The organism is Rhizobium sp. 862_C5_N1_2 (assembly GCF_051811205.1).
Lineage (GTDB): Bacteria > Pseudomonadota > Alphaproteobacteria > Rhizobiales > Rhizobiaceae > Rhizobium > Rhizobium leguminosarum.
The window spans coordinates 387,751-409,325 of the sequence record NZ_JBPWPT010000002.1 but is presented as its reverse complement, the minus strand read 5'-3'; the positions used below and the strand labels follow the sequence as shown (position 1 = coordinate 409,325).

Below are 21,575 nucleotides of genomic sequence, written 5' to 3'. Positions count from 1 at the left end.
CTCAGGATCTGAGGCGGCGGCTGACGGAACGGGCGCCTCGTCCAACCGCTCGGGGACCATGCGAGGCCGCCCAGGCAAGCGTGCCTTCGTGTGCGTCTCGGGCAGCACCATAGCCGTAGGTCAGCGATGCCCCGCCCGCCGCGAGCGCGGAGGCAATGCCTGGCAGCTGATAGAAGACGTAGAGAGCGGCAAGGCAGATGGCGCAAAGGGCGACCGGACGCATCATGACGTCGGTATAGCTTTCGACCGCCGTGAAGGTCGTGTCGATACAGCTGATCAGCAGTGAACCGATTGCGACGACCAGGACCTGGAGAATGACGAAATTGACAAGCTGACCGATCCAGGATTCGGTGAAACGACGGGTGGACTGGAACATCGCAAGCGCGACGAAGATCGGGCCGATGGCCAGCACGATGGCAAGCGCCAGCCGGGCATAGAGCGAGACGATATAGCCGATCGCCGCCACGGTGAAGCTTGCGCCGATCGCCATCATCCCGCCGATGCCGGTGACGATGTCGGCCGGCCATGTGGCACGCGCCCAGATTTCCTTGGCGCATTTCTGGCCCTTGTCGAGCAGGCTGTCGAAGGTGGAAGCGCTGGGCGCCGTTCCCGAGTTCAGCGCCTGCGAGATCTCGCGCGGCAGCGTCTCGAAGAAGATGTTGGTGACGTAGGTCTGATACTCGCTGGCGTTGCGCACCAGCATGACGATGATGGCAAGCTTCATCGCCCGAAACGCGAATTCGAGAATGGGCTCCTGGACCGAGCCGCGCAGGACAAGGTAGCCATAGAGCACGGCGTAGAGCGTCAGCGCCGCAGTCAGCGGACCGCTGATCCAGCTGGCGATGTTCGACGTGCCCGACGAGATGAAATTCTCCAGAGGCGACTTGAACTGGCCATCGACGAAGCTGAAGACCTGGTACATGGCTCAGCCTCCAGGCGTAGTGCGGAGCCACAGCTTCCAGTGCGCCGCCTCCGCGTTCTGGCAATTCGGCGTCTGGCGGAGGGTGCCGGGGTTGTTGCGGCATTCACTTGTGATCTTCGCCAGCAGGGCCTCATCAGCCATCAGCTCGTCGACGGTATAAATCCTGTCTCCCTGGCCGAAGCAGCCGGAAAGGGTGAGTGTGAAGATGCCAAGAAGGAGAAGTTTCATTTAAGCGCCTCCCCCATGGCATCCAGGCGCTTTCGCCAGTCCTCGGCCTTGCGCTGGTCGTCGACCTGAACCTGTGCCTGCTGGACCATCTGCAGGGCCTGCATGCGCAGCACGTCGGTTTGCAGAAACGCGGTTTCAGCCTGCAGGCGTGCCTGAAGATCGGCGATATCCTTGGCATCCGCGGCGCTGGAGATCTGCTGGCGCAGCTGATCGATACCGTCGATGCGCTTGGTGGCGGCATCGTAGATCTGCTGGCCGAGGCTCATCTGGCCGGCATTCTGGTTCTGGGCGCGCGCCAGTTCCTGCGCATAGAAATCATTGGCGCTGGTGCGATAGGTGGAATTATCATCAAGGAATTTCGAGGCGGAATTGCCGAGGACACCGGTGTCCTTGCCCTTGAGCAGCCCTTCGATGGCATTGAAATCCTGCGGCAATGCCTTGCGGATCGAGGGATCGTTCAGCAGACCGGCGACATCGGCCATATTGGTGACCTTGTTCAGCGATGCATAGAGCTGCTGGGCCTGTTGAAGCTGCTGATTGAGCGTGTCCAGCTGGGATTTCAGCTGGGTGATGCTCTCGATCTGCTTGGCGATCGCCGTCTCGTCGATCACCGGAATGCCCTGTGCCGACACCGTTCCAACAGGCACGAGTGCCGCCATCAACACCAGAGCAAACCCTGTTTTGAGCCTTTCCATCAACCCGTCCTCCTTCTTTGCTGAAACAATGGCAGCCAGTCTTCGAGACGGTCGCCAACCTGCGCCCGGATCGCCTCGGCGAGTTCGATGTTGGCGGTGCGGCCGGACAGAATATCGAGCTCGTCGTCGAAGCCCCTGAGGTTCAATTCGGCGACGACGCTGTTGTGGCCCTGCTTGACGATGAAGCGGCGGCTTTCGACCGAAAGCTCGCGGGAGACAAGCTCGAACTCGCGCTCCGTCAATTTGAACCCGTCGACGTAATCGCCATGGTCGCCGCGCGGGTTGGGAAGGAAGATCTGCGTCGGGCACTGCTCGATGATCGTGTGGGCAATCGGCGAGACGATCGCATCGCGCGGGCTTTGGGTCGCAAACAACATCAGCCCGTTCTGTTTGCGGATCGTCTTCAGCTTGTTCTGCGCGAGATCGCGAAAGCCCTCGTCCTGCAAAGCCTTCCAGAACTCGTCAATGACGATGATGATCCGGCGCCCGTCGATCAGCTGCTCGATGCGGAAGAACAGATAGGCCATCAACGGGGTGCGGATTTCCTCATTGTCGAGGAAGTCAGTCATGTCGTAGCCAATGAACTTGGCGCCGATCCCGATGTCGTCGCTCTCATTGTCGAACACCCAGCCAAGCGGTCCTCCCCTCTCCCAACGCCTGAGCCTTGAGGCAATGCCTTCGGGATCGGTGTTGTTGAGGAAGGTGCGCAAGGCGCCGATCGAGCGCCTTTCCACCGGCAGGTCCGCCAGGCCATCGATGGCAGAGGCGATGTCGCGCAGCTCCAAGACCGTCAGTTCACGCTTCGCCGACCCGACCAGCTGGCCGACCCAGCGGGCAAGGAAAACTCTGTTCTCAGGCGTCAGTTCAAGTGCCTTCAACGGCGCGCAGCCGGTGGCAACGCCGTTTCGAAGCGGCAGGTAGGTGCCGCCTGCCGCCCGGACGAACAGATCGGCTCCGCGGTCCTTGTCGAAGAAGACCATGTGGGGATCATGTTTTTCGAGCTGGGAGAGCATGAAGTTCAAGAGCACCGTTTTGCCGGAGCCGGACGGGCCGCAGACGAAGGTGTTGCCGAGGTCGCTATGGTGGAAATTGAAATAGAAGGGCGAGCCGGAGGCAGTCTTCAGCATGGCGACGGCCGGTCCCCATTCATTGCCGTCTTTCTTGCCGGTGGGGTAGGAATGATAGGGGGCGAGCGCTGCAAAATTTCGCGACGTGACGGCGCCCGATCTTGCGCGATAGCGGAAATTGCCCGGCAATTGCCCCCACCATGCCGCTTCAAGGCCAAGATCCTCGCGGGCGACGACCGCCCCGCCGTTGGTGAGATAGGCGCGTGCTTTCGCCATGTGGTCGGCAAGCTCCTTCACCGAAGGCGCAAAGACCGACAGCGCCAGATGGTGCTCTCCAAGGACAAAGCGGTTCGACTCCAGCTCGTCCATGGCATCGCCAAGCTCTTCGATCTGCGACGCCGCCTTGTCGCCAGCGCTGACCATCTGGTTTTGTTTGCGACCCATGATCGTGCGCGCATCGGCTTTCGAGACGAAGGCAAAAGACTGCGTCAGGATGAGCTCGAACGGCGCCGTCAGGATGCCGTCGAGCATGCCGCTGCGGGTCGTCGCCGGATATTCCTTGAACCCGAATAGGCCGGCATAGCGGCTTTCGGCCTCATGACGGATCTCGATCGTCTCACGCCCGAAGATCACCCGATCCGAATAGATCGCCGAGGATATCCGGCCCTCCGTCAGCGGAACGCGCTCCCGCCGGCCGCCGACGATCTGATGCAGGACCTCGCTCGGCTCGGAGAAGAGAATGTCGTCCTGCTCGTAGAGGGAGAGCACCCGGGGCTCGAAGCGTTTCAGCCCGGCGGTCACGTCGGATAGCTTGTCGCGGAGGTGCTTCAAGGCGTCCTCGTCGAGTTCGATGCCGGCGCGGCGCGCCCTGCGCAGGCGTGAAAGCAGCCTGGCGGCTTCTTCGGCGGGATCCCGGCCCGGATGCCAGACCAGCGAGAGGTAAAGATCGTTTCGAAAAAGATCCTCTGCGACCATGCGGTCGCGGTAGCGCGCATTCAGCCCTTGCGAGAAAGAATTGGCGAACTCTCCCTCCGGATAGGCGTTATCGCGACGACGAATGACATGCGTCCAGAGCGCCAGGCGCTCATCGGCGATGTTGCGGTAGAGCGTATTGAGATCACGGTGCAGACTGTTGAGATCCAGGACATCGGCGGTCTCGAAGGATATGCCTTCGAGCGCGAGCATCACCATCAGCGCCCTGGATTCGAGGGCAATCATCGTCTCATCGACATGACGGACGTGCGGAATGAAGGTCTCGGGCCCGAGTTCGCGCGAGCGAAGCGTTGCGATTTTAGGCAAGGCTCAGATCCCTTTCGTCATAGCGCCTGATGAGCGTCAGGGGCGAGAGGGTGGCGCCGCCCCAATAGGCGGCGTTGCGCGACCGGCCGCGGGTCTCGATCCACGAGATCAGGATCCGGAACATGTTGTGGTCGTGCTTGACGAGCGTTCGGAATATGAAATGGAAGACGACGCCGACAAGCGCGTAGGCGATCGAGCCAGCGGTGATGTAGAGGATCGTCGTCAGCATGACGTTCATGCCCATCGCCTCCATCGTCACGCCGGCGATCATCGCCGGGCGGGTGCAGGCAAGGAACAGGGTGTCTTCCTCGATGGCGGCGGTGGTCGGCATGATGATCAGCTTCCGACGATCGTGTTGACGAGTTCCGTCGCACCGAAAATCCCGCCGATGCCGATGATCCAGAAGCCGGCGCGGCGCAGATCCATGTAGCCGAACATCCAGGCGATGCAGATGATGATGACGGCGATGACCGCGAGCAGCCGGGCGATGTTGCCGGTCAGCATGTCGACGATGTTCTGCAGGACGGTTTCGACGCCGGCTGCCTGGGCAAAGGCAGGCTCCACCAGGCAGGCGACGATGGCTGCGGCCATCAGGAGAGGGGCCGCCACAGGGCGAAGGTTTGCTTTCGAGATCATTGGCTTTGCTCCGATCGAGTTTTTTGAAACACGAGAACCTGGGATGACCGCCGGGCGTTGAAGACGTCCCACGATGCGGCTTCACCGGATCGGGTAGCGAATTGTTCGGCCGCGGACGCCTCCCGGCTGGGTGACGGCTCGGCGCGAGGCGCTTCGTCACGCGGCTCGGCGATGGCGAGAGACGCCAGGCTGGCAGGCAGTCGCCCCATTTCCTGGCGGACCTGCTCGTCATATCTGACCAGCTTGCCAACAGACGGATCGTCACGCCCGTAATAGGACTGAAGCATCACTGTTTCGGCCTGCTTCGCATCGGCGCCGAAACGCAAGGCAAGGCGATAATAGCCGTCGAGCAGTGTGGCCGTCGCCTTGAGGTTCATACAGGGATCGAACGCATCCGAAATCGATAACTTGAGCCTGCGCAGTTCCGCCTCGCCAATGCCGCCAAGACCGATCTGTATGTCCTGACGATCGGCAACGAGGGAGGTCGCGAGTTCAATTGCCTCAGCCTTTGATGCGGGTTGACTCTCAAGCGGCGGGCCGCTGTTGATGCGAATGGCGAAAGGCTTGAAACCACTTTCGAGACTGATGACGGCGGCGAGCGCCCTGACCTCCACCATGGGCGCGCAATCCTGGGCGAGATCCATGAAAGTGACGGCCATCGATCAGTACCAGACCCGTTGCGTCGCCATCCCATCGGTCGTCACGTCGACATAGTGGGGCTGCGATCTCACCTTCGGGCGGGCCGTCGGGTAGCCCATGCATCTGCGTCCTCCATCCGACCGTTGCCATCGCGGGGACAGAACCGAGCCGTTGCCGGAACTGCGGCTCTCACCGACATTGGGGCATAACGCGTCGCTCACTGGCTGGAGGGCCGCCGACACGCAGATGGTTTCTTGCCCGCGCGGACCATAATCGGTCTTCAGCCGGTATCCGGTTTCGCAGTAATAGGGCTCATAGCCCGGGCGCGAACTGTGGAAGGTGGCGCCGCTGCATGCCGGGAAGGAATGCCCCTCGGCAAGCTCACGCCACAGTTTCTGGATCGACGGCCGGCATGCCGCGAACTGCGTTGGGCCTCCGGGGTTGGAAAGGCACAGGATAACCTCGCAGCCCCACTCATTTGCTTGCGCCTTGCCAGGTGAAGTAAGGTAGGGTGGCGCCAGGCAGCAGGCCGCGACGACCGAGTTGACGAGAAGGTTTTTCATGAGCACGACCCTCCAGAGGACATCCGGTTGCGGAAGAGGTGGCTTGCCTGTAGAACAATCTATACTGATTTATATAACACAGTAAAATGGTATGACAAGAGCACTCGAAACCCAATGGCGTAATCTGGCTTTCTCAGGTCTCATCCTGCACGAAATCCTCGATCATCCCCTCGAAGACGAGACCCCTCAGGCAAGGCTGAAACAGGTCGGCATGATGACTGTCCTCTACAGCATGAACCAGGCACACCAGAAGTTAACCCTTTCCAGTATCATGGAAATTACCGCTCTGACACGCACCGGCGTCAAGGAGACGGTAGATCTCTTGGTGAAACGGGGGATGCTCGACGAGACGATCGTGAAGAACTCGATGGGTCGTGGAACGGCGCGCCAGTTCGAGATTTCACAAGCGCTTCTGGAGAAACTGAGCTCATTCGGAGCCGGATGAATGACGGATTTAAGTGACGTTTTTTGTCGCCACATGTCCGTCGCTCAAGATATCAGCGCACGCCTGTAGCGACCCATGGTGGCGGTCGATCGATGCCAGCTGAAGAATGGAAGGCGATGGATCATCCCTTTCCTGCCGAGGCACCGTTTGATCGGATGGCAATCCAGCCATCTCAGGCGCCCGTCTTCCTCATAAAGGGAAAGAATCCTGCCGTTGGGGAGGCGTTCCAATTGCATAAAGGCGGCGCCCGACTGAACAGAAAAACGAAGGCTTGCGGGGGCACCTCACCCGCGTGAGGCGCGCCTGTTCCTGCCCTCATCCGAGGGGTTCAACCCTCAGTGGATCGTCCAATTCACCATGGCGTAGCGGGCAATTTCTGGCCGAAGCTCGAAGGTCCGTCGCAGAAGCCGGGCAGCCTCGTCCATGACAAAGACGACGTCCGTCAACTTTTCGATTTCAACGTGAAGCCGATAGGCTTCGACCTCGTCGAGTCCTGCTCCCAGAAGTCGCCTCGCCGCATCAATCACGCGTTCGGTGCGATCAACGACCTCGAGACTATTCTTGATGATCATGTCGAGCATGCGTTTTCCCCTCGCTTGCAGGTCAAGCGTGGCGGAGAATCACCTTATTCGCAATCCCGAAACGACCTAGATCCGATCTCGTACCCTGTCGTAAAGATCGCGCATCTCGTCGAGCGCGCGGTCGTAACGCGAGCGGGGCGGCGCCGAGCGGGACCCTGCTATTGCGAAGGCGATCGCCCCGACGGCGGCTGCGACCGCAATCATCGTCGAAACAGGATACAACTTCACCGTCGCCTCTGTCTGCCTGGCAGCTTTCCGCGCGCCACTCTTGATAGACTGGGCAGCATCCGACACCTGCTTCTGCAACGTTTCGAGCTGCTTGCGAACGGCTGCGAATTCTTCGCCAGGATCATAAGCGGGCTGGACAGCGGCGCCGACTTCTCCCGTCGCAGTATTCACGATGCCCTTTAGTACCGGGCTGCCGATTTTCAGGCCGGCGGCTTCGAGCGTAACAGATTTAGCGGACTTGCGAGGTGGCATGGTTGTCCTCCTGGCATTTGGTTCTCGGGTAAAAATGGAGTTGCGCCCTAGGAGGGCAAGCCCTTTGCAAAGTGTCCGACGAAGCGAGCGTTACGTGAGCTTCCCGACCAGTTCGGCGTAGTCTGAGAAAGTGAACTGTTGCCGCGCTGGGCGGCTTCATTGGCCAGTAACAGGAGGCAAGTTGGCAACCACGAAAACTCCCAACGAACTTTTCCTTGATACCTGAAGCCCATCTATTTCGCGGAAATCAAATCCTGAAGGTCCTACCGAAGATGGCGCACCGCCCTGTCGGACGAGGGCAAGGCAGGCTTCCTGCTGCAGCGCGACGAAACCCAAGGCCAGATCGAAGGTCTTGTGCAGGTCTTCAGCCCGAGAAAGAGCAGAAAACTGCCGCCAAGGCGCTGATCTCCATGATTGGATAGCTCATTCTGTCGAACGAACCCGCCAAGTCGCGGATGGCGCCGGGGGTGTCCCGCTTCCGGCTTCACTCACGCATGCGGATCCGCGCAATCATGAATGAGAGTTATGTCATTCCACGGCTATCCAAAATTCGCAGACATATACAATTTGCGCACGAAACATTGCCTCTGCAGTCCGCATTCCATCGGAAAACACAGGAATTAACAAAGACTTAAGCAATTTTGATACTTCTTGCACATTAGTATGACTTATTGACGGTGGTCTTTTTGCTCTCGGGTCTCTCATATTCAGCTGATCGTGTCTTCAAAACCCTTCGCGGTCTCGGAAGGGACAGGGGCGGCAATGTCGCGATCGTCGTTGCCCTCACTCTGGTGCCGATGATCGTCGCAGTCGGCGCGAGCTTTGACTACATTCGTACCTACAATGTCCGCCAGAGGATGCAGAGCGACCTGGACACGGCCTTGATCGCCGCAGTCAAAGAGATCGATACCGACGACGCCGTCGCTCTCAAGCAAAAGGTTTCCGACTGGTTCCACGCGCAGGTCGAAAACAGCTATGCGCTTGGCGACATCGACATCGATACGTCAAACCATAAGATCACGGCGACGGCGAGCGGCACGGTTCCGACGACGCTGATGAAGATCGCCAACATCGACACTGTTGACGTCAGCGTGGCAAGCGCCGTCAAGGGGCCGGCCACCTCCTATCTCAATGTCTACATCGTCATCGACACATCGCCGTCGATGCTTCTGGCAGCAACAACGGCCGGCCAGTCGACCATGTATTCCGGCATCGGCTGCCAGTTCGCCTGCCACACGGGCGATGCGCACACTGTCGGCAAGACGAAATACGCCAATAATTACGAATACAGCACGGCCAAGAATATAAAGCTGCGCGCCGATGTCGCCGGTGACGCCGTCAAGGACGTGCTTGCCTTGATCGACACGTCCGACAGCAATCATCAACGCATCAAGGTGGGACTATACAGCCTCGGCGATACCCTCACGGAAGTTCTCGCCCCGACGCTGAGCACGGACACGGCGCGCAACCGCCTCACAACCTCAAGCTACGGCCTCACCAGCGCGACCTCGAAGGCAGCCACCTATTTTGACGTGTCGCTTGCAACGCTCAAGCAGAAGGTCGGGACCGGCGGGGACGGAACCTCCTCAAACTCGCCGCTCAAGCTGGTTCTCTTGCTGACGGACGGCGTCCAGTCGCAGCGCGAATGGGTGACCGACAAGGTGACATGGTCGAACAACAAGGCAATCTCCGGGGCATACTGGAACAAGGTGGCGCCTCTCAATCCGGACTGGTGCGCCTACGTCAAAAACCAGTCCGCCACCATGGCGGTTCTCTACACCGAATACCTCCCGCTCACTTCGGATTGGGGCTACAACGCCACTGTGGGCTCGACCATGGCAAGCGCCAACTGGAAGGGCACCTATGGTGGTACCATGCAAAGCGGCGTGTCGACCAGCATCACAAGGCGCGACTACATCCCCTATGCGCTTTCCGACTGCGCATCGTCCAAGAGCTTGTTCCTCTCAGCCTCGTCGTCGGCCGAGATCACGGCAGGCCTGTCGGCGCTATTCACCCAATATCTCGCATCCGTCCGGCTGACCCAATGAGACGAGGGAAACGCTTCGCATCGCTGCGCCGGCTGCTTGGCGATCGCAAAGGGGTCGCTGCGATCGAATTTGCGATCCTGGCTCTGCCGCTCTTCATCATGATTTTCGGCATTATCGAAGTGTCGCTGATGTTCTTCGTCAACTCGGCGCTGGACGCTTCGGTTCACAAGATCTCCCGGATGATCCGCACCGGCGAGGTTGCATCTTCGAAGATTACGCTGGCCGATTTCAAAGCCAGGATTTGCAACGACATGCTTCTCTCGTTCAGCTGCTCCAGCGGTCTCCTGGTCAAGGTGATCGTGCTTTCCGACCTCTCGTCCGCCGCCAGCACGGACCCCATCGATGACAGCGGCAATCTCACTGTGACCGAGACCTATGATATCGGCAAGGGCAGCGACTACATCCTGGTTCAGACGTTCCTGCCATGGACAGCCGTCGTCAATTTTTTCAGCCTGTCGAGCGCCAAGCTTTCCGACGGCCGCTACCTACTCGGATCTTCCGTTCTCTTCCGCAACGAGCCTTTCTGACATGATGAAACGGAGCCAGTCCCTTTTCCGCCTCGCCCAATCCCGCGCCCGTCATCTCATGCGCGACCGGTCGGCGGCTTCGGGCGTGGAATTCGCGCTGGTGCTGCCGATCCTGGTGATGCTCCTGTTCGGCACCGTCGATCTCGGCCATGCGCTCACGGTCAGCCGAAAGATCGACGAGATCGCCTCTTCCACAGGCGACATGATTTCACAGCAGGGCTCCTGGACGAAGTCCGATGTCGCCAAGCTTCTCTCCGGCGCCAGCTTCATCCTGCAGCCCTATGAGACGACAGGGCTCACGATCACCGTCGCGGTGGACGATATCGCCAAGAGCGGCAGCGCCACGGTCAACTGGTCTGCAGCACTCAACACCTCCGCACTGAACTCCGGCACGGCGAGCACGATCGAGGTCCCTTCGGAGATCCAGGATGACGGCGTACAGGTGGTGCTGACCAGGGTGCAGTACACATTGACGACGCCGGTCTCGGCGTTCTTTTCAAACTTCACCGGACAGAATGGCTACAGCTTCGATCGCCATTACTTCAATCGCCCGAGGGTCGGCGACAAGATCACTTACAAGTAAGCTCCAGAGTCTGTCGGATTTCGTCCTCTGCGGGCCGATCGTTCCCAACATCCGCCACACAGCTACGGCGGACGGCATTGACCTAAAGCTTGCTGGGTGCATAGTCGTGGGGGGAGTTGGGTGAAGACGGCAAACTCTGCCTTCGTCGTGTTGGAGGCAATCTGGTTTGGCGTAGTGATGTCGCGTTGGGCCGGCTGCGGGCTGCGGAGTAGTCAAATGAAAATCGACAGCATCGGATTCGTCGGAACCGGCGCGATTACCGAAGCGATGGTTCGCGGGCTTCTCACTGAGCCGGCCTATGCCTCCGAGATTCACGTGTCTCCACGAAGCGCTCACATCGCCGCGACGCTGGCAGACGAATTCACCGCCGTCAGAATTGCCAAGGACAATCAGGACGTCGTCGAACGCAGCGACATGGTGTTCCTGGCGATACGGCCGCAGGTCGCCGAGGAGGTCGTGCGCGCGCTATCGTTCAGGGATGGCCAAATGGTCGTCAGTCTCGTTGCGGCGACGGAGCGCCAGGCCCTCTCCGAATGGATCGGCGCCGACGTGCATCTGGTGCAGGCGATTCCCCTGCCCTTCGTCGCCGGCCGGCAAGGCGTCACTGCCATCTATCCGCCCGATACCGCCGTCGCAGCGCTTTTCGATGCGCTCGGAACGGCTGTCCAATGCCAGTCGAGGAAGGAATATGATCTTCTCGCGGCAGCGAGCGCAATGATGTCGACCTATTTCGTCATCATGGAGCAGGTTGCCGTCTGGCTGGAAAGAAGCGGCCTCGAAAAGGCGAAGGGACAGGCCTACATTGCCCCGCTCTTTGCAAGCCTCGCGCAGAAAGCGAACAGCCCCGGCAACGAACCGTTCAGCGCGCTGAGCCGCGAATTCGCGACCAAGGGCGGACTGAACGAGCAGGTCTTCTCAGACTTCGAGAAGAAGGGCGGCCTTGCCGCACTGACCGCTGCACTCGACGGCGTGCTTGCCCGCATCGAGGGCAAGAACTAGAAAGTCGGCGGCGTACAGGCGCTGATGACCTCGCAGGGCACCGGTCCGACGCAGCGGAAGCGATGAGGGCGCCTGCTTTCGAAATAGTAGGCGTCACCCGGCCCGAGGATCCGCCGCTCGTCATCGACCGTCACCTCGAGCCTTCCCGAGAGCACGATCCCGCCCTCTTCGCCCTCGTGAACAAGGGGAACCTTTCCGGTGTCGGCGCCCGGCTGGTAGCATTCCTTGAGGATTTGCAAGCTGCGCCCGAACAGGTTTTCCCCAACCTGCCTGTAGGAGATGGCGCCCTTGCCGATCTCCACCAGTTCCTCGGCCGCATAAAAGGCCTTCCTTGGACGCTCGGGCTCGAAGGCGAAGAACTCCGCCAGGCCGATGGGGATGCCGTCTAGAATTCGCTTCAAGGCCCCGACCGAGGGATTGGAGGCGTTCGATTCGATCAGCGAGATCGTCGAATTGGGCACTCCGGTGCGCTTGGCGAGCTCGCGCTGGGAAAGCTTATGGGCGATGCGGAGATGGCGAAGGCGGTTGCCGATATCGACTGACATGATGCGGTTCGTTTGTGTTGTCCAGAATATCCAAAATCATACCTTTCCATTCATTGGATTTCAATGGCTTGCACAGACAAAGAAAAGGACTTGTTTGAAACGGAGAAATTACCATTCTCGGCGCCATCCCAAAGGAGGTCAGGATGGACCAGATCAGCAAAACGAACGCGCCCGTACTCGAAAATTTCTGGATGCCGTTCACCGCGAACCGGCAATTCAAGGCCACGCCGCGCCTTCTGGCAGCCGCAGAGGGCATGTATTACACCGACATCGATGGAAATCAGGTGCTTGACGGCACGGCCGGCCTCTGGTGCTGCAATGCCGGCCACGGCCGCAAGAAGATCGCCCAAGCCGTCGAACGACAGCTTGCAACGCTGGATTATGCGCCGACCTTTCAGATGGGGCATCCGATCGCCTTCGACTTCGCCTCGAAGCTGGCTGCGAACGCGCCGGGCGGCCCGCAAGCCAAGCTCGACAGGATCTTCTTCACCGGCTCAGGTTCGGAATCGGTCGATACGGCGCTCAAGATCGCCATCGCCTATCAGCGGGCGATCGGCCAGGGCACCCGCACGCGGATCATCGGGCGTGAGAAGGGATATCATGGCGTCGGGTTCGGCGGCATTTCCGTCGGCGGTCTCGTCAACAACCGGCGGGTCTTCCCGCAAATACCGGCCGACCATATGCGCCATACGCTCGACATTGGGCGCAATGCATTTTCAAAGGGCCTTCCCCCTCACGGCGTGGAGCTGGCGGACGATCTCGAGCGCCTGGTGCAGCTGCACGGCGCCGAAACCATCGCAGCCGTCATCGTCGAGCCGATGTCGGGATCGGCAGGCGTCGTTCTGCCTGCGAAGGGCTATCTGGAAAAGCTGCGCGCGACTGCAGACAAGCACGGCGTTCTGCTGATATTCGACGAGGTCATCACCGGCTTCGGGCGTCTCGGCACCCCTTTCGCGACCGACTACTTCGGCGTCGTGCCCGACCTGATCACCACGGCAAAAGGCATCACCAACGGCACGATCCCGATGGGCGCGGTCTTTGCCAGCCGCAAGGTCTATGACGGGCTGATGGTCGGACCTGATAACGCGATCGAACTCTTCCATGGCTACACCTATTCCGGCCATCCGGTCGCCTGCGCCGCCGGGCTCGCTACTCTGGAGATCTACGAGGAGGAAGGCCTGCTGACCCGCGCAGCCGATTTGGCCGAGTACTGGCAGGACGCGCTCCATTCACTGAAAGGCCTGCCTCATGTCGTCGACATCCGCAATCTCGGACTGGTCGGCGCAGTCGAACTGGCTCCTCGTGACGGCGCGCCGGGAACCCGCGCCTACGAAATCTTCGTCGACTGCTTCAACAAGGGCCTGCTGATCCGGGTGACCGGCGACATTATCGCCCTCTCCCCCCCGCTCATTATCGAGAAAACCCAGATCGACACGATTGTTTCGACACTCGGTGATGCGCTGAAGCGCGCCGCATAGGCCCGCTCCCGATGCGGCGGTAAACCAGCCGCCGCATCCTCCTATCCCACTGGCACGCCAAGCCCGACCTTGACCCGATCCATCGCGACGAAGGTCCGGAAGCGTTTGACGTTGTTGTTGCCGAAGAACAGCCTGCGCGTCAGAGCCTCGTAGTCGGCCATCGACGGCACGATGATGACCAGAATGAAATCAGCTTCGCCGGTGACGTAGTAACATTGCTGGATTTCGGCTGCGGCCGCGAACTCACTCTTTGCCTGCTCGATCTGCTCGGCGGTTTCGCTGATGACCTCCACCTCGACGAAGATCGTGATGGATTGTCCAACCGCCTGCGGCTCGATGATCGAAACATCCGCCTGGATGACCCCCTCCTCCCGCATGCGCTTGATCCGTCGCTGAACGGCCGGCGCGGAAAGGTTCACCGCATCGCCGATCGTTCGCTGCGGGGTCATATTGTCCCGCTGGAGAATTGCGAGGATCTTCCGGTCGAAATCGTCGAGATGCGGCTGGTGAACGGGGTTGCGCAAATCGATGCTCCAATGAAACAAAATTGCAAATGAACGGTCAAATATCAGCGCCTTTTTCGTATGTGCTGCAATAGAGTTCAGCGAAACCACACATAAAGGTGCGCGATGTTTCTTTTGAACACCACAGCGGACTATCGTCTGGCACTTGACTCGAGAGATGAGAAAACGCTCGACGCCTCCGCCGCTATGGAGGTGGAACGCCACCTCGCTTCCCGGAAGGACCATAGGGAAACGCCGCTCGTGGATTTGCCCGGATTGGCGAGCGAAATCGGCGTCGCCGCGATCCACGTCAAGGACGAAGGCCATCGCCTCGGGCTTGGAAGTTTCAAGGCGCTCGGGGGAGCCTATGCGGTGATCCGCCTTGTCCTCGAACAGGCCGAGCAGCGGCTCGGCCGCGTCGTCGACATGGCGGAGCTGCATTCGCCTGATACCAGCGCCGTCGCGCAGGCGATGACGGTCGCCTGCGCGACCGACGGCAACCATGGCCGTTCGGTGGCCCAAGGCGCGCAGCTGGTCGGTGCGCGCGCCGCTATCTTCGTACACTCAGGCGTCAGCGACGAACGCGTCGCCGCCATCGCCCGCCTCGGCGCCAAGATGATCCGTGTCCAGGGAACCTATGACGACTCCGTCCGGGAGGCGGCCCGCGTGGCCGAGGCGAACGGCTGGATCATCGTTTCGGATACGTCCTGGACGGGCTATGAGCGGATCCCCGGTCTGGTGATGCAAGGCTATACCGCCCTCGTCAGGGAAGCTCTCAGCCAGATGCCGGAGCCGCCGACCCATGTGTTCATCCAGTCCGGCGTCGGGGGAATTGCCGCAGCGGTGGCCGGCCACCTGGCAATTGCACTCGGCGAACGTCGTCCCCTCTTCACGGTCGTCGATCCCGCCCGCGCTGCATGCCTGTTCGAGACGGCGCGCGCCGGACGTCCGGTCACGATCGCCCATGGCGAACCGACCGTCATGGCCATGCTCGAATGTTACGAACCCTCTCTCGTCGCTTGGCGGGTTCTCTCCCGCGCCGCCGACGCCTTCATGACGGTGGACGAGGCAGATGCAACCGATATCATGAAGCGCCTTGCCCACCCGGTCTCCGGTGATCCCGCGGTCGTCGCCGGCGAAAGCGGCGGTGTCGGCCTCGCAGGGGCCATGAAGGCCGTTGCCGACCCGGCACTCAGAGCAGCCCTGTCGATCGACGGCCGCTCCCGTATCTTCGTGGTGAATACGGAAGGCGCGACCGATCCGGGCAAATATCAAGAGATCGTCGGACTGCCGCCCGCCGCCGTCGCTGCCAAGAACCGGGAAGGAGCGCTGACATGACCGGACAATCGATCGATGCGGCGCGTCTGCTCGGCCGGATCCGGACGCTCGGCGAGATCGGCCGAGATGCCGACGGCCGGCTGATCCGGCTGGCGGCTTCCGATACCGAGAAGCTCGGCCGCGACCGGTTCGTCGCCTGGATCGAAGGCGCAGGACTTGAGGTCGCCGTCGATCGCATCGGCAATATCTTCGGCATCTGGAAGCCCGATAGCGTGACCGACAACGCGCCCCTCATGCTTGGCTCGCATATCGACACGGTCATCGGCGCCGGCATTTACGACGGCTGCTACGGCACCCTTTCCGGACTTGAAGTGATCGAAACGCTTAAGGCAGAAGGCTTGACGCCATCTCGTCCGATCGCCGTTGCGGCCTTCACGAACGAGGAGGGCGTGCGCTACGCACCCGACATGATGGGATCTCTGGTCTATGCGGGCGGCCTGGATGTCGATACGGCGCTTGCCACCATCGGCACCGATGGAACGATGCTCGGCGACGAACTCGAGCGGATAGGCTATGCCGGCGAGCATCAACCGGGGTTCCTCAGACCGCATGCCTATATCGAGCTGCATATCGAGCAGGGGCCGATCCTCGAACGCGAGGGCATTCCCGTCGGCGCCGTTGAACATCTGCAAGGCATTTCCTGGCAGAGAGTTGTTATAATGGGGGACGCCAATCATGCCGGAACGACGCCGATCTCGATGCGCCGAGACGCGGGCCATGCCGCCGCACGGGTCGTCACCTTCCTGCGCGACCGGGCGAACGCATCGAACACGCCGACGGTCGCGACGGTCGGCTGCATGCGGTTCGAACCTGATGTCATCAATGTGATCCCATCGCGGGCGACGTTCACGGTCGATCTCCGCGACCCGGACGAGGATCGGCTGAAGGAAGAGGAAGCCGCGCTCGCAACATTCCTGGACAGGGTATCGGCCGAAGAGCAGGTCGGCGTATCGATGGAAAGGCTTGCCAGGTTCGAGCCTGTGAAGTTCGATCAGAGGATCGTGCGGCTGGTCGAAAAGGCGGCGCGGGACCGCGGTCTCGCCTGCCGGCGGATGACCTCCGGGGCCGGCCACGATGCGCAGATGATCGCCAGGATCGCCCCGTCGGCGATGATCTTCGTGCCGAGCATCGGCGGCATCAGCCATAATCCCAAGGAATATACCGCCGACGACGATCTCGTCGCAGGCACGAATATCCTGCTTGACGTCGTACGCCGGCTTGCCACGGAAGGATTGCCGGCATGACCATCGACAGGCACGCGCTTCATGCGGAAATGACGGCGTGGAGACACGATCTTCACACTCACCCCGAGTTCGGCTTCGAGGAGCAGCGGACGTCGGCCTTCGTCGCCGCCAAGCTGCGGGAATTCGGGCTCGACGAGGTCGTCGAGGGCGTCGGTGGCACCGGAGTCGTCGCAACGCTGAAGCGTGGCAGCGGCAATCGCGCCGTTGCCCTGCGCGCCGATATGGATGCCCTGCGGATCAACGAACAGACGAACATCCCGCACCGGTCTCAAAATCCGGGCATCATGCATGCCTGCGGTCACGACGGCCACACCACGATGCTGCTCGGCGCAGCAAAGATCCTGGCCGGTGAAGGCGGTTTCGACGGCACCGTGCACTTCATCTTCCAACCGGCCGAAGAATGGGGCAAAGGCGCGCTGGCGATGATCGCCAACGGGCTCTTCGAAAGATTCCCGTTCGACGAAATTTACGGCATCCACAACATGCCGGGGATCGGCGTCGGCAGCTTCCAAACGCGTCCTGACGAGATCATGTCGGCCGAGGACAATTTCGAGATTACGCTAACGGGCGTCGGCGGCCATGCCGCACGACCGCACTGGGGCAACGAGGTGCTCGTCGCGGCCTGCGCGCTCGTGACCAACCTGCAGACCATCGTCTCCAGGCGGCTGGATCCGGCCGATATCGGCGTCGTGTCCGTCACGGAACTGATCACCGACGGCACGAGGAATGCGCTCCCTGGCCTCGCCCGCATTCTGGGCGATGCCCGCAGCTTCCGTTCGGAGATCAGCGAGACGATCGAGAAGCAGATGCGTCTGATCGCTGAGGGCACGGCCATGACCTACAACGTCAAGGCCGATGTCGTCTACACCAGGGAATTCGTGCCTCTCATGAACGACCCTGTCTTGACGGACGAGGCCCTGACTGTGGCACGCGATCTCTACGGTGCTTCGAATGTCATCATTGCACGCAAGCCGATGACCGGATCCGAAGACTTCGCGCAGTTCCTCTCGCGGGTGCCGGGCTGTTTCGTATTCCTGGGCAATGGCGAGCACTCGCCGCCGCTCCATAACCCGACCTATGACTTCAACGACGCCGGCCTCTCGCATGGAGCAAACTTCCACGCAGGGATTGTTCGTCGACGGCTCCAGACAGGCTGATCTGTGAGACCGGGTGAACGCTCAGCGCTTCAAGGTCTGTGACGGCAGCTGGCCGAAGCGCTTCCTGTATTCGGCTGCAAATCGCCCCAGATGCGTAAAGCCCCATCTGAGCGCGACGTCGGCAATGCCTTGCTTCGCGTCAGACGCGAGCAAATCGCGATGGGCCGCGGCCATGCGAAGTTCATGCAGGTAGGCCATCGGGGTCGTATCCCTGAACTGCCGAAAACCCTGTTGCAGAGTGCGAACGCTTACCTTGGCGGCCATCGCGATATCGTTGAGCGAAATCGGCTCGGCGATGTGTTCCTGCATGAAGTCGATCGCCCATTTCACATGGCGTGGGGCTGGTGCCGGAGCAGGGAGCGCAAGCTGGTTCGAATAGCGATTGGGGCAGCTTTCCAGAAGCAGGTAGATCGCCGCGTCGAAGAGCGAGCCGACGGCCAGCGGCGACCGTTGCAGCGGCCCGTTGCCGCTAAGGCCGCGATGGAGGCTCGAGACAAGCTGCTGCAATACAAGCCCGGGGCCGGCCGTCAGATCGATGTGAGGATGAAAATCGATATCGCCGCTGATCGTTCGCTCGAACATCTGCGTGAGGTGGCTGATGATCTTTGCCTGATCGATGAACAGGCCGAAATGACGGCGGGGGCCAAACAGGCGAGCACCTGTGGCACGACCTGCTTCAAGGATCGTGCCACGAGCGGGAACCGAATATATTTGCTCCCTCATGCCGTCGAAGCATGCGTTTCCCTCCATCGGCAGAAAAACGATCATCCTGTCGCAGGGCGCCTCCCGCCTGACGAGAACCGTGCCTTCATAGGTGCAGTCGGCAACTGCTACCTCTCCGACGGAGATGAAATTGCAGCGGAATGCTATGGGCATATTGCCTTCCGCCGAAACCTTGATCGGGGAGTTTGGTGTCGACAATATCTCTGAGAGCTCGTCCGGGTCTGTTCCGCTGTGCGCCGTTTCCCGAAACGACATGTTCTGCGCCGCCAGCTGTCGGGTGAGGCCGCCATTGTTCTGGATATGAGAATTAACCGACATTCGGGACCTCTAAAGACGATGTACACAAGTGATAATGGATTTGCGCGATCATGCTCATCTTGTTTTGCGTTACCCGGGCGGTTTCAGACGTAGCGGCTGATTGCGAGATCCCTCGCGTCGATTTCCGGCTGGCGGCCGCTGACGAGGTCGCCGATGAGCCGCGCCGAACCGGTGCTCATGGTCCAGCCAAGTGTGCCGTGGCCAGTATTGAGAAAGAGGCCGGCGACTTTTGTCGGGCCGATGACCGGTGTGCCATCAGGCGTCATTGGCCGCAGGCCGGACCAGAAGGAGGCCTTGGAAATATCGCCGCCGGGGAAGAGATCGGTAACCGAATGTTCCAGCGTGCTGCGGCGGGCCAGGCCGAGATCGTTGGTATAGCCTGATATTTCAGCCATGCCGCCGACGCGGATGCGGTCGCCGAGCCGGGTGATCGCGATCTTGTAGGTCTCGTCCATGACAGTCGATTCCGGCGCGCGCGACGCATCGGTGATCGGGATGGTGAGCGAATAGCCCTTGACGGGATAGACCGGCAGCCGGATGCCGAGCGGCTTGAGCAGCAGCGGCGAATAGCTGCCGAGGGCGACCACCACCGCCTCCGCGCTCATCCGCTCACGATCGGTGATGACCCCACGCACCCGGCCGGCTTCAACATCCAGCGCCTTGATGGTCGTCCCGTAAGCGAAGCGGACGCCGAGCGCCGCGGCCTTGGCAGCCAGCGCATTGGTGAACTTGAAGCAGTCGCCTGTTTCGTCCTTCGGCGTCAGCAGACCGCCGACAATCTTGTCGCGCACGTGCCTGAGCGCCGGTTCGAAGCGGACACAGCCGTCTCGGTCCAGCACCTCATAGGGAATGCCGTCGGCAGCCAGCGCTTTGACATCCTTTGCCGAGGCCTCGAGCTGCTGCTGCGTGCGGAACAGCTGCAGGGTTCCCTGCATGCGTTCGTCATAGACGATGCCGGTCTCCGCGCGAAGTTCGGCGAGCGCGATGCGGCTGTAATCGGCGAGGCGCAGCATGCGGCTTTTGTTGATCGCATAGCGCTCGGAGGTGCAGTTCGACAGCATCCTTGCCATCCAGGAGAGCATGGCCATGTCTAACTTCGGGCGCAGGATGAGCGGCGCATGCTTCATGAACAGCCACTTCATGGCCTTCATAGGAATGCCGGGCGCTGCCCATGGCGAGCAATAGCCGAAGGAGACTTCCCCGGCGTTGGCAAAGCTCGTCTCCAGCGCCGGACCCGACTGCCGGTCAACGACGGTGACGTCATGGCCGGCCTTGGCCAGTTGATAAGCGGATGTGACGCCGACGATGCCGGCTCCTAGAACGATGACCTTCATGATGTTCCCAATGATGGAGCCGCCGGCTCTTAGCGATATTGCCTGTGATAACGATCGCCCAGGCCGGTTAGGATTTCGTAAGAAATGGTGCCGGCGTCGCGGGCAATGTCCTCGAGCGTCTGATGGCGGCCGAGTACTTCGACAAGGCTACCGAAGGTCAGAGCGCCTTCGGGCAGCGCTGATATGTCGACGGTCGCGCTGTCCATCGACACGCGGCCGACGATCGGCAGGCGAATGCCGTTGAAATAGACGGCGCCGCAGTCGCTGAGGCTCCGCGGCAGGCCATCTGCATAGCCGGCGGCAATGGTGGCGAGACGCGTTTCCCGTTGCGTGACATGCGCGCCGCCATAGCCGACCTTAGCACCCGCCGGCACGCTGCGCGTCTGCACGACGGCGACATCAAGGCTGACGACCGGCTCCATCGGGTTCTTCTCGCCGGCGTTCGGAGCGCCGCCATAAAGCGCAATGCCGGGGCGAGCGAGCACGCCGTGATAGGCCTCGCCCAGGAAAACGCCGCCGGAATTGGCGAAGGAAATATCAAAGCCCGGAAATTCGTCGGCGATACGGGACATCTCGGCAAACTGCTCGCCGTTCTGTTCGCTGTCCATGTCATCGGCCGACGCCAGATGGCTCATGATGAACAGGATTTCGACATTGGTGCCATCGCGAAGAGCTGCCGCCAGCTCTGCTCGCTCTTCCCTGGGAAAACCGAGACGCGACATGCCTGTGTCGAACTGCAGGACGGCCGGCAGGCAGCGATTCAAAATGCGCGCAGCCGCCGACCATTGCCGCCACTGCGCCAGCGAATTGAGAACCGGGACGATGCCCATCTCGGCGCAGGCGATCTCGTTGCCCGGCTGCAAGCCATTCAGCACGAAAATCTGGGCGCCCGGCGCAAGGGCCGGCCGGAGCCTCACGGCCTCGACAAATTGGGCGACGAAGAAATGCCTGCAACCTTCGCCATAGAGCCTTCTCGCGACCCGCTCGGCGCCGAGGCCATAGGCATCGGCCTTGACGACGGCGCCCGCACGGACCGGCGCCAGCATCGATACCAGCTTGCGATAGTTGCGGCCGAGGGCGGCAAGATCGATCGTCAGATAGCCCGTGGCTCCCTGCGCGGTCGTAGCGATGCGTGTGCGGGAAGCCAAAATATCGCTATCCATGTCCACCCCTTTTCGATTTCAAGGAGTTTATGAAATAATGAGCGAAATTGCCTATCATTC

The 21,575-nt window shown here is 60.9% G+C and carries 24 protein-coding genes and 1 pseudogene; 10 read left to right on the top strand and 15 right to left on the bottom strand.

Features of this window, described 5'->3' with window-relative positions:
- Position 1: 1 nt before the first annotated feature.
- Genes ACD590_RS26245 through ACD590_RS26210 form a run of 8 tightly spaced genes read right to left on the bottom strand, consistent with a single transcriptional unit; the run spans position 2 to position 6,049 of the window.
- Entirely contained in the window at positions 2-922 is a 921-nt protein-coding gene (locus ACD590_RS26245) for a type IV secretion system protein (RefSeq protein WP_439003703.1), read from the bottom strand.
- 3 nt (positions 923-925) lie between these two features.
- Positions 926-1,150, bottom strand: coding sequence for an EexN family lipoprotein (locus tag ACD590_RS26240; RefSeq protein ID WP_018245402.1), 225 nt, complete (start codon positions 1,148-1,150; stop codon positions 926-928).
- Positions 1,147-1,845 carry a P-type DNA transfer protein VirB5 gene (gene virB5 / locus ACD590_RS26235; protein WP_439003702.1) on the bottom strand — a complete coding sequence of 233 codons (699 nt, stop codon included), beginning with the start codon at positions 1,843-1,845 and terminating at the stop codon, positions 1,147-1,149. The genes ACD590_RS26240 and virB5 overlap by 4 nt, the downstream gene beginning before the upstream one ends.
- On the bottom strand, positions 1,845-4,211 hold the full coding sequence (locus ACD590_RS26230) for a VirB4 family type IV secretion/conjugal transfer ATPase (RefSeq protein ID WP_439003701.1): 2,367 nt from the start codon (positions 4,209-4,211) through the stop codon (positions 1,845-1,847). Before ACD590_RS26230 ends, virB5 begins: the two co-directional genes overlap by 1 nt.
- Positions 4,204-4,542, bottom strand: coding sequence for a type IV secretion system protein VirB3 (locus ACD590_RS26225; RefSeq protein WP_439003700.1), 339 nt, complete (start codon positions 4,540-4,542; stop codon positions 4,204-4,206). The genes ACD590_RS26230 and ACD590_RS26225 overlap by 8 nt, the downstream gene beginning before the upstream one ends.
- A gap of 5 nt (positions 4,543-4,547) precedes the next feature.
- Positions 4,548-4,847, bottom strand: a complete 300-nt coding sequence (locus tag ACD590_RS26220) for a TrbC/VirB2 family protein (protein ID WP_018245406.1) — start codon at positions 4,845-4,847, stop codon at positions 4,548-4,550.
- Positions 4,844-5,506 (bottom strand): transglycosylase SLT domain-containing protein, encoded by a 663-nt coding sequence (locus ACD590_RS26215; RefSeq protein WP_439003699.1) that lies wholly within the window; start codon positions 5,504-5,506, stop codon positions 4,844-4,846. Before ACD590_RS26215 ends, ACD590_RS26220 begins: the two co-directional genes overlap by 4 nt.
- A gap of 3 nt (positions 5,507-5,509) precedes the next feature.
- Positions 5,510-6,049: a hypothetical protein gene (locus ACD590_RS26210; RefSeq protein WP_439003698.1), complete on the bottom strand. Its 540-nt coding sequence runs from the start codon at positions 6,047-6,049 to the stop codon at positions 5,510-5,512.
- Positions 6,050-6,140: 91 nt separating this feature from the next.
- On the opposite strand from ACD590_RS26210, the gene ACD590_RS26205 reads away from it, so the two are divergent.
- Positions 6,141-6,494, top strand: a complete 354-nt coding sequence (locus ACD590_RS26205) for a hypothetical protein (protein WP_018245409.1) — start codon at positions 6,141-6,143, stop codon at positions 6,492-6,494.
- A gap of 335 nt (positions 6,495-6,829) precedes the next feature.
- Here the strand turns inward: ACD590_RS26205 and ACD590_RS26200 are convergent, their stop codons facing one another.
- On the bottom strand, positions 6,830-7,075 hold the full coding sequence (locus ACD590_RS26200) for a hypothetical protein (RefSeq protein WP_018245410.1): 246 nt from the start codon (positions 7,073-7,075) through the stop codon (positions 6,830-6,832).
- A 66-nt stretch (positions 7,076-7,141) separates the two neighbouring features.
- Positions 7,142-7,555, bottom strand: a complete 414-nt coding sequence (locus ACD590_RS26195) for a hypothetical protein (RefSeq protein WP_439003697.1) — start codon at positions 7,553-7,555, stop codon at positions 7,142-7,144.
- Between the two features lie 181 nt (positions 7,556-7,736).
- On the opposite strand from ACD590_RS26195, the pseudogene ACD590_RS26190 reads away from it, so the two are divergent.
- The 5 genes and pseudogenes from ACD590_RS26190 to ACD590_RS26170 all read left to right on the top strand — a co-directional run.
- Positions 7,737-7,921 (top strand): annotated as a pseudogene (locus tag ACD590_RS26190) (DUF892 family protein); the annotation flags it as partial.
- Between the two features lie 320 nt (positions 7,922-8,241).
- Positions 8,242-9,603: a TadE/TadG family type IV pilus assembly protein gene (locus ACD590_RS26185; RefSeq protein WP_439004047.1), complete on the top strand. Its 1,362-nt coding sequence runs from the start codon at positions 8,242-8,244 to the stop codon at positions 9,601-9,603.
- The gene (locus ACD590_RS26180) at positions 9,600-10,130 is read left to right on the top strand and encodes a TadE/TadG family type IV pilus assembly protein (RefSeq protein WP_018245413.1); all 531 of its coding nucleotides are present in this window, start codon (positions 9,600-9,602) and stop codon (positions 10,128-10,130) included. The genes ACD590_RS26185 and ACD590_RS26180 overlap by 4 nt, the downstream gene beginning before the upstream one ends.
- 1 nt (position 10,131) lies before the next feature.
- Positions 10,132-10,713: a TadE/TadG family type IV pilus assembly protein gene (locus ACD590_RS26175; RefSeq protein WP_018245414.1), complete on the top strand. Its 582-nt coding sequence runs from the start codon at positions 10,132-10,134 to the stop codon at positions 10,711-10,713.
- 216 nt (positions 10,714-10,929) lie between these two features.
- Entirely contained in the window at positions 10,930-11,712 is a 783-nt protein-coding gene (locus tag ACD590_RS26170) for a pyrroline-5-carboxylate reductase (RefSeq protein ID WP_439003696.1), read from the top strand.
- Here the strand turns inward: ACD590_RS26170 and ACD590_RS26165 are convergent.
- Positions 11,709-12,257, bottom strand: coding sequence for a cupin domain-containing protein (locus ACD590_RS26165; protein ID WP_018245416.1), 549 nt, complete (start codon positions 12,255-12,257; stop codon positions 11,709-11,711). The genes ACD590_RS26170 and ACD590_RS26165 overlap by 4 nt on opposite strands.
- A gap of 143 nt (positions 12,258-12,400) precedes the next feature.
- Between ACD590_RS26165 and ACD590_RS26160 the strand changes: the two genes are divergently transcribed.
- Positions 12,401-13,735, top strand: coding sequence for an aspartate aminotransferase family protein (locus ACD590_RS26160; RefSeq protein ID WP_439003695.1), 1,335 nt, complete (start codon positions 12,401-12,403; stop codon positions 13,733-13,735).
- Positions 13,736-13,776: 41 nt separating this feature from the next.
- Here the strand turns inward: ACD590_RS26160 and ACD590_RS26155 are convergent, their stop codons facing one another.
- On the bottom strand, positions 13,777-14,259 hold the full coding sequence (locus ACD590_RS26155) for an Lrp/AsnC family transcriptional regulator (RefSeq protein WP_283186889.1): 483 nt from the start codon (positions 14,257-14,259) through the stop codon (positions 13,777-13,779).
- Between the two features lie 105 nt (positions 14,260-14,364).
- Here ACD590_RS26155 and ACD590_RS26150 point away from each other — a divergent pair, with 105 nt between their 5' ends.
- Genes ACD590_RS26150 through ACD590_RS26140 form a run of 3 tightly spaced genes read left to right on the top strand, consistent with a single transcriptional unit; the run spans position 14,365 to position 17,977 of the window.
- Entirely contained in the window at positions 14,365-15,576 is a 1,212-nt protein-coding gene (locus tag ACD590_RS26150; protein ID WP_439003694.1) for a diaminopropionate ammonia-lyase, read from the top strand.
- Positions 15,573-16,820, top strand: a complete 1,248-nt coding sequence (locus ACD590_RS26145) for a Zn-dependent hydrolase (protein ID WP_439003693.1) — start codon at positions 15,573-15,575, stop codon at positions 16,818-16,820. Before ACD590_RS26150 ends, ACD590_RS26145 begins: the two co-directional genes overlap by 4 nt.
- Positions 16,817-17,977: a M20 aminoacylase family protein gene (locus ACD590_RS26140; protein ID WP_439003692.1), complete on the top strand. Its 1,161-nt coding sequence runs from the start codon at positions 16,817-16,819 to the stop codon at positions 17,975-17,977. Before ACD590_RS26145 ends, ACD590_RS26140 begins: the two co-directional genes overlap by 4 nt.
- Positions 17,978-17,998: 21 nt before the next feature.
- Here ACD590_RS26140 and ACD590_RS26135 read toward each other — a convergent pair whose 3' ends face one another.
- The 3 genes from ACD590_RS26135 to alr all read right to left on the bottom strand — a co-directional run bounded on the left by ACD590_RS26135 (position 17,999) and on the right by alr (position 21,515).
- The gene (locus tag ACD590_RS26135; RefSeq protein ID WP_112907752.1) at positions 17,999-19,018 is read right to left on the bottom strand and encodes a helix-turn-helix transcriptional regulator; all 1,020 of its coding nucleotides are present in this window, start codon (positions 19,016-19,018) and stop codon (positions 17,999-18,001) included.
- 83 nt (positions 19,019-19,101) lie between these two features.
- Positions 19,102-20,352 (bottom strand): D-amino acid dehydrogenase, encoded by a 1,251-nt coding sequence (locus ACD590_RS26130; RefSeq protein ID WP_112907753.1) that lies wholly within the window; start codon positions 20,350-20,352, stop codon positions 19,102-19,104.
- 29 nt (positions 20,353-20,381) lie between these two features.
- Entirely contained in the window at positions 20,382-21,515 is a 1,134-nt protein-coding gene (gene alr, locus ACD590_RS26125) for an alanine racemase (protein WP_112907754.1), read from the bottom strand.
- Positions 21,516-21,575: the final 60 nt, after the last annotated feature.